This is a genomic window from Streptomyces sp. NPDC001889, assembly GCF_053594535.1.
In genome coordinates this window covers 184,342-197,988 of record NZ_JBSFER010000012.1, presented here as the reverse complement: position 1 = coordinate 197,988, position 13,647 = coordinate 184,342, and the positions used below count along the sequence as shown (strand labels likewise).

10 protein-coding genes and 1 pseudogene are annotated in these 13,647 nt (G+C 73.7%); 5 read left to right on the top strand and 6 right to left on the bottom strand.

Annotated features, from left to right (window positions below):
* From ACWCRA_RS16030 to ACWCRA_RS16020, 3 genes are all read left to right on the top strand, one after another.
* On the top strand, positions 1–1,506 hold the full coding sequence (locus ACWCRA_RS16030) for a dihydrolipoamide acetyltransferase family protein (RefSeq protein WP_451067865.1): 1,506 nt from the start codon (positions 1–3) through the stop codon (positions 1,504–1,506).
* Between the two features lie 196 nt (positions 1,507–1,702).
* Complete coding sequence (locus ACWCRA_RS16025) at positions 1,703–2,671, top strand: NTP transferase domain-containing protein (RefSeq protein ID WP_451067864.1); 969 nt, start codon at positions 1,703–1,705, stop codon at positions 2,669–2,671.
* Entirely contained in the window at positions 2,668–4,248 is a 1,581-nt protein-coding gene (locus ACWCRA_RS16020; protein WP_351550378.1) for a molybdopterin molybdotransferase MoeA, read from the top strand. Before ACWCRA_RS16025 ends, ACWCRA_RS16020 begins: the two co-directional genes overlap by 4 nt.
* Before the next feature lie 7 nt (positions 4,249–4,255).
* On the opposite strand, the gene ACWCRA_RS16015 is transcribed toward ACWCRA_RS16020, so the two are convergent.
* The gene (locus ACWCRA_RS16015) at positions 4,256–5,362 is read right to left on the bottom strand and encodes a potassium channel family protein (protein ID WP_351550375.1); all 1,107 of its coding nucleotides are present in this window, start codon (positions 5,360–5,362) and stop codon (positions 4,256–4,258) included.
* A gap of 175 nt (positions 5,363–5,537) precedes the next feature.
* Between ACWCRA_RS16015 and ACWCRA_RS16010 the strand changes: the two are divergent.
* Positions 5,538–6,218: pseudogene (locus tag ACWCRA_RS16010) on the top strand (potassium channel family protein); the annotation flags it as partial.
* 76 nt (positions 6,219–6,294) lie between these two features.
* Positions 6,295–7,275, top strand: coding sequence for an NAD(P)H-quinone oxidoreductase (locus tag ACWCRA_RS16005; protein WP_351550372.1), 981 nt, complete (start codon positions 6,295–6,297; stop codon positions 7,273–7,275).
* Between the two features lie 137 nt (positions 7,276–7,412).
* Here the strand turns inward: ACWCRA_RS16005 and ACWCRA_RS16000 are convergent, their stop codons facing one another.
* From ACWCRA_RS16000 to ACWCRA_RS15980, 5 genes are all read right to left on the bottom strand, one after another.
* Positions 7,413–7,955, bottom strand: coding sequence for a bacterial proteasome activator family protein (locus ACWCRA_RS16000; RefSeq protein WP_351550369.1), 543 nt, complete (start codon positions 7,953–7,955; stop codon positions 7,413–7,415).
* A gap of 116 nt (positions 7,956–8,071) precedes the next feature.
* Positions 8,072–10,948 carry an FtsX-like permease family protein gene (locus ACWCRA_RS15995; protein WP_451067863.1) on the bottom strand — a complete coding sequence of 959 codons (2,877 nt, stop codon included), beginning with the start codon at positions 10,946–10,948 and terminating at the stop codon, positions 8,072–8,074.
* The gene (locus tag ACWCRA_RS15990; protein WP_351550363.1) at positions 10,945–11,715 is read right to left on the bottom strand and encodes an ABC transporter ATP-binding protein; all 771 of its coding nucleotides are present in this window, start codon (positions 11,713–11,715) and stop codon (positions 10,945–10,947) included. The genes ACWCRA_RS15995 and ACWCRA_RS15990 overlap by 4 nt, the downstream gene beginning before the upstream one ends.
* 301 nt (positions 11,716–12,016) lie before the next feature.
* Positions 12,017–12,712, bottom strand: coding sequence for a PadR family transcriptional regulator (locus ACWCRA_RS15985; protein ID WP_451067862.1), 696 nt, complete (start codon positions 12,710–12,712; stop codon positions 12,017–12,019).
* A gap of 128 nt (positions 12,713–12,840) precedes the next feature.
* Positions 12,841–13,215: a hypothetical protein gene (locus ACWCRA_RS15980; RefSeq protein ID WP_351550357.1), complete on the bottom strand. Its 375-nt coding sequence runs from the start codon at positions 13,213–13,215 to the stop codon at positions 12,841–12,843.
* Positions 13,216–13,647: the final 432 nt, after the last annotated feature.

The window sequence follows — 13,647 nt, the reverse complement described above, 5'->3', positions numbered from 1 at the left end:
ATGGCACAGGTGCTGGAGTTCAGGCTGCCCGATCTCGGGGAGGGGCTGACCGGGGCGGAGATCGTGCGCTGGCTGGTGGCCGTGGGCGATGTCGTCGCGATCGACCAGCCCGTGGTGGAGGTGGAGACGGCCAAGGCGATGGTGGAGGTGCCCTGCCCGTACGGGGGTGTGGTGACCGCGCGCTTCGGCGAGGAGGGCACCGAACTGCCGGTGGGGGCACCGCTGCTGACGGTGGCCGTGGGCGCCTCGGCCGACGGGTCCGACGGGTCCGACGGCCCGGCTCCCGGCGCGACGGCGGGCGCGGGCGCCGGGCCCACCGCCGAGTCACGGCCCACCGCCGGGGCCCGGCCCGCCGCCGGGGCCCGGCCCGCCGGGTCCGCTTCCGACGGCGGCGGTCCGTCCGGGGAGTCCTCGGGGAATGTCCTCGTGGGATACGGAACGGGAGCGCCCGCGGCCAGGCGGCGGCGGATACGGCCCGCCGACGCGGAGCCGCGGGTTCCCGGCCCCGCGGCCGGGCCCGCCGCCCGGCCGGACGAGGACATCGAGCACAGCGGGCCCGTGCCCGTCATCTCCCCGCTGGTGCGGCGGCTGGCCCGGGAGCACGGGCTCGATCTGCGGCAGCTCACGGGGTCCGGACCCGACGGGCTGATCCTGCGCGCGGATGTCGAGTACGCGATGCGCGCGGCCGGTCTGACCGGCCGGCCCGCCCCCACCGGCTCCCCGGCACCCGCGCCCGCCCCGGCCCCCGCCCCCGCGTCCGAGCCCGCCCGGGTGCCCGCGCCGCCCGTCGCGTCCTCACCGCCCGCACCGGTCCGGGGCGGTGAACGGATACCGCTGCGCGGGGTCCGGGGAGCCGTGGCCGACAAGCTGTCCCGCAGCCGGACCGAGATACCGGACGCCACCTGCTGGGTCGACGCGGACGCGACCGAACTCATGGCGGCCCGGGCCGCCATGAACGCCGGGGACGGCCCCAAGGTCGCCCTGATGGCGCTGCTCGCCCGGATCTGCACGGCCGCCCTCGCCCGCCACCCCGAGCTGAACTCCACGGTGGACACGGCGGCCCGGGAGATCGTGCGCCTCCCCGAGGTCCACCTCGGGTTCGCGGCCCAGACCGAGCGGGGGCTCGTCGTCCCCGTGGTGCGCGACGCCCACCGGCGTTCGGCCGAGTCGCTGACGGAGGAGTTCGGCCGGCTCACCGAAGCGGCTCGCCACGGCAGGCTCACCCCCGCCGATCTGACCGGCGGCACCTTCACCCTCAACAACTACGGGGTGTTCGGCGTCGACGGCTCCACCCCGATCATCAACCACCCGGAGGCGGCGATGCTCGGGGTCGGCCGGATCGTCCCCAAGCCCTGGGTCCACCAGGGCGAGCTGGCCGTGCGTCAGGTGGTGCAGCTCTCGCTGACCTTCGACCACCGGGTCTGCGACGGCGGCACGGCGGGCGGGTTCCTGCGCTATGTCGCCGACTGTGTGGAGCGGCCGGCGGTGCTGCTGCGCACCCTGTGAACAACCCTCCACCCGGGCCGGGCAGCCCTGGGCCGTCTCCTCCGGATCTTGCCGGGCTCGATCCGAAGGAGACTCCCCAGGCCCGGTTCCCCCCACGGTCCTGGCGGGCCGCCCGGAGACCCCACGCTGTGGGCGGCCCGCCGGACCACCCACAGCCCGTCCCGACGCCCGCCCGGGGGCGGCCCATACTGCGGACATGACCGCGACAGAGCGCACCGCGAACACCGGAACGACCGCGTACGACGTCATCGTGCTCGCCGGAGGGGCCGCGAAGCGGCTGGGCGGGGCGGACAAGCCGGGGTTGAGCGTCGGCGGGCGGTCCCTGCTCGACCGGGTCCTCGGCGCCTGCCGGGACGCCGGGCGCACCGTCGTCGTCGGCGGGCGCAGGCCCACCGCGCGGCCCGTCGTCTGGACCCGGGAGAGTCCGCCGGGCGGCGGCCCGCTCGCCGCGCTGGACGCCGGGACACGGGCGCTCGGGTCCGACTCGTCGACCGTCGTGGTCCTCTCCGCCGATCTGCCCTTCCTCGGGGCCGCGACGGTACGGCGGCTGCTCGGCGCTCTCGCGTCCGGCGGGCGCGAGGCGGTGCTGCTCACCGATGGCGAGGGCCGCGACCAGCCGCTGGTGGCCGCCTACCGGACCGAGCCCCTGCGCCGGGAGATCGCCCTGCTCGCCACCGAACACGGAGGTCTCGCCGGGCTGCCGCTGCGGCTGCTGCCGCCGGAGCTGGACCTGGCCCGGATCGCCGCGGAGTCTTCGGCGTCCTTCGACTGCGACACCTGGGAGGACCTCTCGGCCGCCAGGGCCCGGATCAGGGAGCATGGCCATGTGCTGGATGAATGGATCACCGCGGTCAAGGACGAACTCGGCATCGAGCTGGATGTCGACACCACGCTGCTGCTCGATCTCGCCCGCGACGCCGCGCACGGCGTCGCCCGTCCCGCCGCGCCGCTGACCACCTTCCTGGTGGGGTACGCGGCGGCTGCCGGGAAGGGGCCGGAGGGAGTCGCGGACGCGGCCCGCAAGGCGGCGGCGCTCGCCCGGCGCTGGGCCGAGGAGGCCGAGGAGACCGAGGAGGCCGAGGAGGCCGGCCCCGGGGCCTCCGGGCCGGACGCGGACCCGCCCGCCGGGTCCGGCCGGGGCCCCGATCGGACCGATGCCGGATGACCGGCCGGACCCGCCAGGGCGGGACCCGGGGCGGCCCGGACGCGGACCGGGCGCGCGAGAAGGGCCGCGCCGCCGCCGAGCAGGAGTCGGACGGGGTGGAGGAGGCCCTCGCCCTGGTCAGCCGCCCCCGGACGAACGGCCCCGGCACGGAGCGGGACCCGGGCCGGGCCGCAGGCCGGGACCCGGGCCGGGAGCAGGACCAGGACCGGGACCGGCGGTCCGGCGGAGCCGCCGCGACCGCGTCCCCGGCCTCCACCGCCTCCACCGCTCCCTCCGGGCGGCCCCGGCCGGCCGGCTGGGCCGAGGCCCGGGAGCTGGCCGCGCGGACCGGGCGCGCCACCCCGCCCCGTACCCTCCGGGTGCCGTGGGAACAGGCGCTCGGCCGGGTGCTCGGCGCACCGCTCATCGCCCTCTGCGACCTGCCCTCGTTCGACACCTCCGCGATGGACGGCTGGGCCGTCGCCGGTCCCGGCCCCTGGGCGGTTCACGGCGGTGACGCGGTCCTCGCGGGGCGGGCCGAGCCGCCGGCCCTGGAGGACGGCACGGCGGTACGGATCGCCACCGGTGCGCGCATCCCGCCGGAGGCCACCGCGGTGATCCGCAGCGAGCACGCGCACACCGACGCCGGGCAGCGGCTGCTGCACGCGGAGCGGGCGGTCACCCAGGGCCAGGAGATCCGGCCCCGGGGCCAGGAGTGCCGCTCGGGCGACCGGCTGCTGCCCGCCGGGTCGGTGGTCACCCCGGCGGTGCTGGGGCTCGCCTCCGCCGCGGGCTACGACGAGCTGGAGATCGCCCACCGCCCGAGGGTGGAGGTGCTGATCCTCGGGGACGAGCTGCTCACCGGCGGGCTGCCCCACGACGGGCTGATCCGCGATGCCCTGGGGCCGATGGTGGGGCCCTGGCTGAGCGCGCTGGGCGCCGAGGTCATCGCCACCCGGCGGCTCGGCGACGACGCCCGGGCGCTCCAGCGGGCCATCACCGGCTCCGCCGCCGATCTCCTTCTCACCACGGGCGGCACCGCGTCGGGCCCGGTCGACCATGTCCGTCCGGTGCTGCTGAAGGCGGGCGCGGAGCTGCTGGTGGACTCGGTGGCGGTCCGGCCCGGTCACCCCATGCTGCTGGCCGCCCTCCCGCCCCGGAGCGTCCCGGCGCGGCGGCGCCGGAGCGCCCGGGACACCCCGTGCGACGAGGGCCGTGACGACACCCCGGCGGGCCGCCGGTATCTGGTCGGGCTGCCCGGGAACCCCCTCGCCGCCGTGTCGGGTCTGCTGACCCTGGCCGAGCCCCTGCTGCGCGGGCTGTCCGGGCTCCCCGACCCCCTGCCGTACCGGGTGCCGGTGCGCGGCTCGCTCGCCGGGCACCCCCACGACACCCTGCTGAAGCCCTTCGCCCATGGCGATGAGCAACTGCTGCCCCTGCGCTACAGCGGCCCGGCCATGCTGCGGGGCATCGCCGCCGCCGACGGCCTCGCCGTGGTGCCCCCCGGCGGAGCACGGCCCGGAGACCGGCTGGAGGTGCTGGATCTGCCCTGGATGTCCGGGGTGCCCGCCGGGGCGGCCCCGGGCCGTTTCACGTGAAACAGGCTCAGTAGGTGGGCTCCTCGCGGCTGATGGTGATCAGGCGGTCGCCGAACTGGAGCTGGGCGCACTGCGGATCGGCGTAGTCCAGCATCTGCTTGCGGCGCACCACGGCCACCACCAGATCCGTGCACTCGCGGGGCGAACGCCCCACCTCGTTCTTGGTCACCGAGCGCTCCGCGAGGTTCAGCCCGCTGCCGCGGGTCATCAGATCCTCCAGCGTGTCGGCGACATGCGGGCTCGCCATCGAGACACCGAGCAGCCGTCCCGCCGAGCTGGAGCTGGTGACCACGGTGTCGGCGCCGGACTGCTTCAGCAGCGGTACGTTCTCGTCCTCGCGGACCGCGACGACGATGGAGGCGCGCCGGTTGAGCTGGCGGGCGGTGAGGGTGACCAGGGTGGCGGTGTCGTCCCGCTGCGGAGCGATGATCACCCGGGCCGCCCGCTGGAGCTCCGCCTTGAGGAGGGTCTTCGAGCGGGTGGCGTCACCGAGCACCGACACCAGTCCGTCGGCGCTGGCGGCGTCCACCGCCTTCTGCTGCGGGTCCACCACGACGATCTTGTCCTTGGGCACACCCTGGCCGCGCAGGGTCTCGATGGCGTGCCGGCCCTTGGTGCCGTAGCCGACGACGATCACATGGTCGGACATCCGGGAGCGCCAGCGGTGCACCTGCACCTGCTGGCGGGTGCGCTCGGTGAGGACTTCGAGGGTGGTGCCGACCAGGATGATCAGGAACACCACCCGCAGGGGCGTGATGATCAGGATGTTCGTCAGCCGGGCGCCGTCGCTGACCGGTGCGATATCGCCGTAGCCGGTGGTGGAGAGGGTGACGGTCGTGTAGTAGGCCGCGTCCAGGAAGTCGACCTTGCCGTCGGCGTTGTCGTTGTAGCCGGCCCGGTCGAACCAGACGAGCAGGGTGGTGACGGCCAGGACCAGCATGGCCATGGCGAGGCGCCGCAGCACCTGCTGGAGGGGCGGCACGGTGGCCTGGGTGGGCATCGTGATGGAGCGCCCGGCCTCGGCGTCGTCCCTGGCCTCACGCGTGGAGCGGTTCCAGAGGGAGCGCAGGATCGAGAACCTTCCTGCCTCTGGCGGCGGTTGCCTCTCGCCCATCTTCGGATGTCCCCTCTGGTCTGTACGGTCTGTCCGCCGACCGGTCCGGCGGTCTGTGTGAGTGACCATGGTCGCCGATCCTCCGCCCGAACGAGAGCCCCGCCTCCGTGTTGGGGGTAGCGTCATTTTTCCGCGCGGGTGGTCGATCGCGCGCGGATTGATCTCGGAGCACCCCTGGAGGTCTCACATGCGTGAGCACACCGTCATCGTCGGCTTCGGCACCAAGGGCCGTTCCGCGATCCAGACACTGACCGCCACGGGTCTGAAGAAGGACCAGATCGTCATCATCGACCCCAGCAGCAAGGTGATCGACGCCGCTGTGGCGGAGGGCTTCACCGGGGTGCTCGGGGACGCGACCCGCAGCGATGTGCTGATCCGGGCCGAGGTCCAGCGTGCCGGAAAGATCATTATCGCGACCCAGCGCGATGACACCGCCGTGCTGGTCGCGCTCACGGCGCGCCAGCTCAACCGGGCGGCGAAGATCGTCGCGGCGGTGCGGGAGGAGGAGAACGCGCCGCTGCTGAAGCAGTCCGGGGCGGACGCGGTGATCACCAGCGCCAGCGCGGCTGGCCGGCTGCTGGGGCTGTCCGTGCTCAGCCCGAGCGCGGGCGCGGTGATGGAGGATCTGATCCAGCAGGGCAGCGGGCTCGATCTGGTGGAGCGGCCGGTCATAAAGTCCGAGGTCGGGCTGAGCGTCCGGGAGACGGACGACCTGGTGGTGAGCGTGCTGCGGGGGCACCGGCTGATCGGCTACGACGACCCGACGGCCAGTCCGCTCCAGCTGACGGACCGGCTGATCACGATCGTCCAGGCGGGCGGTGTCGCCCCGCCCCGCCCCGGGGCACCCGTGGAGTGAACCGCTCCGGGACTCCGGCGGTCTCACCCGCCGGGGGACATGGGCGGGTTCCCGGGCCGGGAGTAGCCTCGCGGCCATGTATGCGATCACGATTCCCGCACCCGGTGGACCCGAGGCGCTCGTCTGGGCCGAGGTTCCCGATCCCGTACCCGGCCAGGGCGAGGTCCTGGTGGATGTCGCGGCGAGCGCCGTCAACCGCGCCGATCTGCTCCAGCGCCAGGGCCTCTACGACCCCCCGCCCGGCGCCTCCCCCCACCCGGGCCTGGAGTGCTCGGGCCGGATCGCCGAACTGGGGCCCGGCGTCTCCGGCTGGGCCGTCGGCGACGAGGTGTGTGCCCTGCTCGCCGGGGGCGGTTACGCGCAGAGGGTGACCGTTCCGGCCGGACAGTTGCTGCCCGTGCCCCGGGGTGTGGATCTGGCCGACGCCGCCGCGCTGCCCGAGGTGGCGTGCACGGTGTGGTCGAACGTTTTCATGATCGCCCACTTGCGGCCGGGCGAGACGGTGCTGATCCACGGCGGCGCGAGCGGTATCGGCACGATGGCCGTCCAGCTCGCCAAGGCCGTCGGCGCCCGGGTCGCCGTCACCGCGGGCGGACCCGGGAAGCTGGCGCGCTGCGCGGAGCTGGGCGCGGACATCCTGATCGACTACCGGGAGCAGGACTTCGTGGAGGAGCTGGGCAGGGCCACGGACGGAGCGGGCGCGGATGTCATCCTCGACATCATCGGCGCGAAGTATCTGGACCGGAATGTGCGGGCCCTCGCGGTCAATGGGCGGCTCGCCGTGATCGGTCTCCAGGGCGGGGCCAAGGGCGAATTGAACCTCGCGGCGCTGGTCGGCAAGCGCGCGGCGGTGACGGCGACCTCGCTGCGGGGCCGTCCGCTCGGCGAGAAGGCCGCGATCGTGGCGGCGGTGCGCGAGCATGTGTGGCCGCTGATCGAGTCCGGCCGGGTGCGCCCGGTGGTGGACCGCCGGATGGAACTGCGGGACGCGGCCGAGGCGCACCGCTATCTGGAGTCCGGCGGGCACATCGGCAAGGTACTGCTGGTCAACGACTGACCGACGGGCCGACTGACCGGAATGACCGACGGGTCGGAACGGCCGACGGACCGGGGCGGCCGGGCAGCCCAACAGCTGCCCGACGCCCCGGGCCGGGGCTCGGTCCCCGGCACCCGGCCCGGCGGCACCGCCCGCCGCTACAGATACGGCCCCGAACGGAGCGCTCCGTGCTGCGGCTGGTCCTCGTCCTCGTGGCCGCTGCCCGGGGGCAGGGCGCGGCGCATCTGCTCCAGCTGGGCGCGGGCCGCCATCTGCTGGGCGAACAGCGCCGTCTGGATGCCGTGGAACAGCCCCTCCAGCCAGCCCACCAACTGGGCCTGCGCGATCCGCAGCTCCGCCTCGGAGGGGATCGCCTCATCGGTGAAGGGCAGCGAGAGCCGCTCCAGCTCCTCGACCAGCTCCGGCGCGAGACCGTCCTCCAGCTCCTTGACCGAGCTGGCGTGGATCTCCTTCAGCCGGACCCGGCTCGCCTCGTCCAGAGGGGCCGCCCGGACCTCCTCCAGCAGCTGCTTGATCATGCTGCCGATGCGCATGACCTTCGCCGGCTGCTCGACCATCTCCGTCACCGGGATCTCGCGCGGCTCGTCGTCCCCGGCACCGCCGCCGAGCGCCATTCCGTCCTGGCCCACGACAAGCACGTGGGGGCTCTCCTGCGAGCGTTCATTCCTCGGCATCTCCATGCGGCCATTCTCTCGCACATGCGCCCCGCGCAGGGCTGTGCCCCCGTACAAGAATGATCATCTTGTGCGGGGGCACAGAACCGTGGAGGGTGGGGCAAAGGCCGTCTACGGGCCGGTCACGCCGCCTCTCGGCGGGCCAGCGCGCCGCGCGAGCGCGTCAGCAGGGCCGCCAGCAGCGCCGCACCCACCGGGACCGCGACCAGCAGGGCCGCCAGGGTCGGCCAGGGCAGGACGATCGGCAGGAACGGCTTGTCCGCCAGGGTGGAGTACCCGGCGTCCAGGGCCTCCTCGAAATTCGCCATCTGGTCGCGCTGCTCCGCCAGCCGCAGTCCGACGGCGGGCAGGACGCCCGCCACCGAGCCGAGCACCACTCCCATGGTGGCCACCACCCCGCACTGGAATCCGCTGAGCGTCCTGCGCACCCGGGGCGGGGCGCCGACCGCGGCCAGTGTCTTCAGATCGGCCTCGGCATCGGCCTGCGAGAGACCCGTGGCGATACCCGCCGCACCGATGGTGATCAGTCCGGCGAAGATGGCCAGCGAGAGCATGATGATGTCGTTCTCGCTGACATAGCCCTCCTCGACCCGCACACTGGCGTCGGCGCCGATCCGGTCCAGCTCACCGTCCAGCCGCTGCCGCTCCTCGCTGGTGGGCACCCGGTCGGTCGAGTAGTACGCGCCGTACGGGACGGTTTCGAGGCCCGACGCCTTCGCCGCCGCCGGCGGCATGATCAGCGGGACGCCGTACTTCATCGTCCCGAAGGCCATCTTCCGCGCGGGAACCGACACGATCCTGCCGGGCGCTGTCTTCCCCTTCGCCTCGGCCTCCTCGGCCGCCTTGGTGTCGGTGATGATCCGGAGATCGATCTTCCCCTTGGCGTTGACGTACTTCTGGTCGAACGCGAGGGCCTTCCCGGCCTTGAGCGCCTCCCCGGCCGCCGGGTCCGTCACACGGAGGACCTTCAGCAGTTCGGCGTCGGCCACCATCACATCGAGGTAGTGGCCGGTGCCGATGTTGTTCTTGCACCGCCAGTCCTCGCCGAGCTTCCGCTTCTCCGCCGGGCTGAACTTGCTCGCGGGGTCCTCGTCGGGCTTGGCCGGGTCGTAGGCCCAGAGCGGGCACTCATGGGCGGGCGGGGTGATGAGCTCGTACCGCCCGCACTCCATGTTCCGGTTGCCGTAGTCGTCCCACTCCTGGCAGCCGGCGCCGCCGACCGAGAGCTTCTGCAGATCCGCCCGCACATCGACGGGAAGGGTCTTCTGCACGGCGGCCCGCACCGCGGGGACATCCCGCGCGCCGTCCGCCTCGTCGACATTCATCGCGACCGAGCCGTGCGGCATCTGGGGCTGGTACTCCGCCTTGTACCCGGCCTCCGCGCTCGCGGTGTACGTGGCCACGGCGACCGTGCCCGCGACGGCGGCGAGGACAGCGGCCACCGCCGGAGCCGTACGTCCCCGGTTGCGCACCGCGTCCCGCAGCGCCAGCCTCGGGGAGAGCGGCAGGAACCGCCCGATCCGGCCGAACAGGCCCACCAGGACCGGCGTGAGCGCGACGACACCCAGCTCGGCGAGGGCGCTGCCACCACCGACCAGCAGGATCTGATCGGACACCAGCGAGCCGTAGAGCGCGATGGACGCACCCAGCAGCACGGCGATCAGCCCGATCACCGGAAGCACCCGATTGCTCTTGCGGATACCCCTGCGACCGGTCAGCGAGACCAGCACCGGCTGGCGCGAGGCGGTGATCGCGGGGAAGAGCGCCGCCAGCACACCGGTGAGCACGGCCAGCAGCGCGATGGCCAGCAGCTCCAGCGGCCGGATGTCGAAGCTGCCGAAGCGGGCGCCGACGAGGCCCTCCAGGAACGGCCGCAGCGCCAGGGTGAGCAGGACACCCAGGACCGTGCCGATGACAGCCGCGGCCACACCGATCACCAGACCGCCCGCGAGGACGATGGCGCGGATGTGCTTGCGGTCACCGCCGTTGGCGCCGACCAGACCGAGCTGGCGGCGTGAGCGCCGGGCACCCACGGCGAAGGCGGGTCCGGCCAGCAGACAGATCTCCAGCAGGGCCAGGACGACCACGGTGGCCGCCGCCGCGAGCGTCGCGGCCGTCTCGGACCCGCCGACGTTCGCGAAGTTCTGGTAGCCCGACCGCTGATACAGCGGCACCGCGGAGTCCGGCGGCGGATCGAGGTCGACCGCACGGGACTTGACCGTGACGCCCTTGCCGTTGATCTCCTTGACCATGTTCCACGTGAAACCACCCGACAGCCGCGCCAGATAGGTGGTGTCGGACCCGCTGGAGGAGAGTCCGGCCTTCGCGAGGCCCCGGTCCAGCGGCGCGATCAGGGCGCCCGGAAGAGCGTTGACCTGGTCGGTCTTGAGAGCGTCGGGAAGCTCGTACGAGCCGACGATCGTGTACGTCCGGTCCAGGTGGCGGACGGTGAGCTTCGAGCCCACCTTCAGACCGCTGTTCTCCAGGAAGAAGTCGGTGGCCGCGACCTCGTCGGGCTTCTCCGGGAACCGCCCGCCGGTCAGCGGCATCATGCCCTTGACCATCGGGTCCGCCGCCTTCAGCTCACGGATCTCGGTGCTCAGCAGACCGTGCTCGGTACGGAGCTTGGCCCGGCCCGTGGTGTCGGTCAGGGATGTGGCTCCCGCGGGGACGGCCTTGGAGACATCGGTCCGGCCCGAGGGGTAGGGCTTGTTCGTGTACTCCCCGACCGCGTTGCTGTGCTGGCCGTCCGGGCTCTGGTCGACGGCCACGCCGCCGGTTCCGGCGTCGGATATCCGGGCGTCCGCCCGGCCCATCTCGCGTGCGAGCTTCTGCTCGGTGGACAGCTCCGAGCTGCGGAAGGTCAGATCCGCGGCGCTCACTCCGATGATGGGCAGCGCGATCATCGCGAGGACGAGAAAGCTCCGGCCCTTGGAGCGCCATGCGTCACGGCGGGCGATCCGGATCGCCGCCCGCCAGGAGTGGTACCAGGATTTCACAGCTCGGCCGCCTGGCCGGAGAGCAGGGAGTCGGCCTGGCTGCGCACGGTCTGGTCGACCACGGCGCCGTCCCGGAGGAAGACCACCCGGTCCGCCCAGGCGGCGAAGCGGGGCTCATGGGTGACGAGGACGCCGGCCGCCCCCGCGTCACAGCGGGCGCGCAGCAGGGCGAGCACGGCCTCACCGGTCTCGGAGTCCAGGGCGCCGGTCGGTTCGTCGGCGAGGACCAGCCGGCGGTCGCCCACCAGGGCGCGGGCGATGGCGATGCGCTGCTGCTGGCCGCCGGACATCTCATCGGGGAAGCGGTCGGCGAGATGCCCGAGGTCCATCTCCTCCAGCGCGGCGAGCGCCTCGACCCGGGCCTTGCGGGCGGAGACACCGTCCAGCTCGCGCGGCAGGGAGACATTCTCGGCCGCGGTGAGCGCCGGGATGAGGTTGTAGTCCTGGAAGACATAGCCGATGCTGCGGCGGCGCATCGCGGCGAGCGTCTTGCGGCCGCAGGTGGTGATGTCGGTGTCCTCGACGATCACCCTTCCCGATGTGGGCATGTCGAGCCCGCCCGCGATGGTGAGCAGAGTGGACTTGCCGGAGCCGGACGGGCCCATGACGGCGACGAGTTCGCCGGGGAAGACATCCAGATTGATGCCGCGCAGGGCGTGCACCTCGGTGGCTCCACTGCCGTGGACCCGGGCCAGCTGCTGGAGCTGGAGAACCGGCTTCTGTGACGTTTGGGGCTCTAGTGACTCATGTGACGTGGACGCGGACATGGGAGGGTCCCCCCTTGGACTGATGGAGTGGTCGTTTGAGCCGGGCTTCCGGGGTTGCGGAGCCCTGCGGGCCGGTCTGAGCGAGCCGGGCCGGGCGGTGCGGACGCGGGTGCTGGTGCGAGTGCTGGTGCGGGAAGAGGTGGGAAAGAGGCGTGGGGAAAAGGCGTGGGGAAGAGCGCGGGAAGGCCGTGGGGATGGGGTGCGGCGGAGTGACCGGGTCGCCCGGAACGGACTCCGGGCGCTCGGGGCCCGCGGTGGTGCGGGTACCCGGACGGGTGTGCGGACGCGCCCGGATGAGGCGCTAGGGCCGGGCGGCTCCGTTCCGGGCGGTGGTGGCGGCCGGGGCCGCCTCGGCGGCACCCGGCGGACCGGGCGTCCCCGTCGGGCCGGGCGTCCCCGTTGGGCCGGCGGCCGGCGCGGCCGTCGGAAGGTTCGCGGCTCTCCGCCCGGCCGCGCCGGAGAGCCGGATGAGCCGAACCTCGCAGTGGTCGAGCCAGCGCGCCTCGGCCTCCGTCTGGAAGATCAGCTGTTCCAGTACGAGCAGCCAGGCCACGTCGTCCCGCTCCTGCGAGCCCCCGCTCTCGATCGCGGCGAGCGCCTGCGCCTTGAGCCGGGTGTAGTCCTGCATCGCCTTGACGGTGTGGTGGCGCTGGGACTGGATCACATGGCGGATGTCCACACCGGGGGCGCCGACCGCCATGGCGAGCTTGATGGCCAGTTCGTCACGGGGCGGACTGCTCCGGTCCACCGGCGTCTCGAACCAGCTCCGCAGCTCGGCACGGCCGCTGTCGGTGATGGTGTAGAGCGCGTGGCCGGCCTCGTCCTCGCCGCTCTGCGCCACCATGCCGTCGCGCTCCAGCCGGCCCAGGGTCGTATAGACCTGGCCCACGTTGAGCGGCCAGGTGGACCCGGTGCGGGACTCGAATTCCGTGCGGAGCTGCGAGCCGTAGCGCGGGCCGTGCTCCAGGAGGGCCAGAAGGCCGTGACGGATGGACATACTGAGTATGTATACCGGGTATGCCCGAGCGCGCCAACCTCCGCGAGGCGGATCTCGGGGGGTCCGTCGCAAGGAGGACGAGGAGGACCCGGACGGGACTCCTGAGGGACGGGACCCCGGCGCGGCGGTCAGCGCCGCCGCATCCGCACCCCGAGGAAGCCGATTCCGAGCCCCATCAGCGCCATGCCGATGCCCAGCGAGAGCGGCGAGACCTGCTGGTGCGCCATCGGCTCCGGAGCCCTCTCGGAGCGCCGCTGACGTGCGGCGGCGGGGGCGTACGGGCTCAGTGAGCCCGCCGGTGGCTCCCCGGCCTCCTCCCCCGTGTCCTCCCGCGCGTCCCCGTCCGCGCCCTCCCGGTCGTCCTCGTCGGGGATCTCCTCCTCCGCGGGGCCGACGCCTCCGGGACGCCGGGCCCCGGAGGGGGGCACGGCCGGTGAGGGGCCGTCGGCTGAGGCGGAGGGGGCGGTGGAGCCGGACGGGGAATCGGGACGGGACTGTGACATGGACGCGGCGCCGGACGGTGTGTCCGCCGGCGTGGGCGGACCGGAGCCGTGGTCCGGCTCCCCGGGGTCCGGGATCTCGCTCGCCGGGGGCCGACCCGGGCGCGGCCGGCCCTCGCCCGCCGGACGTCCCGCGTAGGAGCCGGCGGCGGTCGGCTCGGCGGGGGGCGCGGGCGGACCTGACTCCTCCGCGCGGGCCTGTGGCGAGGTCAGCAGCAGGAGCGAGACGACCGAGATGGCGCACCGGGTGCGCCGTGTTGGAGCCACCGGGTGACCCCCTCCCGTACCGAGTCCGCCGAATTCCGCCGCATCCGCCGGACGCGCCCGAGGGGCCGGCGTACCGGCGCACCGGACGCACCCCGTCGGATCACGCTGACGGACTCAGCGTCACATGACCCGGCAGATCCGGCATCTCGGGCAGAGGGCAGAGGGCAG

Excerpts from the sequence above, each read along its gene's own strand:
- ACWCRA_RS16030 (WP_451067865.1), top strand. The coding sequence starts at position 1 with ATGGCACAGGTGCTGGAGTTCAGGCTGCCCGATCTCGGGGAGGGGCTG.
- ACWCRA_RS16025 (WP_451067864.1), top strand. The coding sequence starts at position 1,703 with ATGACCGCGACAGAGCGCACCGCGAACACCGGAACGACCGCGTACGAC.
- ACWCRA_RS16020 (WP_351550378.1), top strand. The coding sequence starts at position 2,668 with ATGACCGGCCGGACCCGCCAGGGCGGGACCCGGGGCGGCCCGGACGCG.
- ACWCRA_RS16015 (WP_351550375.1), bottom strand. The coding sequence starts at position 5,362 with ATGGGCGAGAGGCAACCGCCGCCAGAGGCAGGAAGGTTCTCGATCCTG.
- ACWCRA_RS16005 (WP_351550372.1), top strand. The coding sequence starts at position 6,295 with ATGTATGCGATCACGATTCCCGCACCCGGTGGACCCGAGGCGCTCGTC.
- ACWCRA_RS16000 (WP_351550369.1), bottom strand. The coding sequence starts at position 7,955 with ATGGAGATGCCGAGGAATGAACGCTCGCAGGAGAGCCCCCACGTGCTT.
- ACWCRA_RS15990 (WP_351550363.1), bottom strand. The coding sequence starts at position 11,715 with ATGTCCGCGTCCACGTCACATGAGTCACTAGAGCCCCAAACGTCACAG.
- ACWCRA_RS15985 (WP_451067862.1), bottom strand. The coding sequence starts at position 12,712 with ATGTCCATCCGTCACGGCCTTCTGGCCCTCCTGGAGCACGGCCCGCGC.
- ACWCRA_RS15980 (WP_351550357.1), bottom strand. The coding sequence starts at position 13,215 with ATGTCACAGTCCCGTCCCGATTCCCCGTCCGGCTCCACCGCCCCCTCC.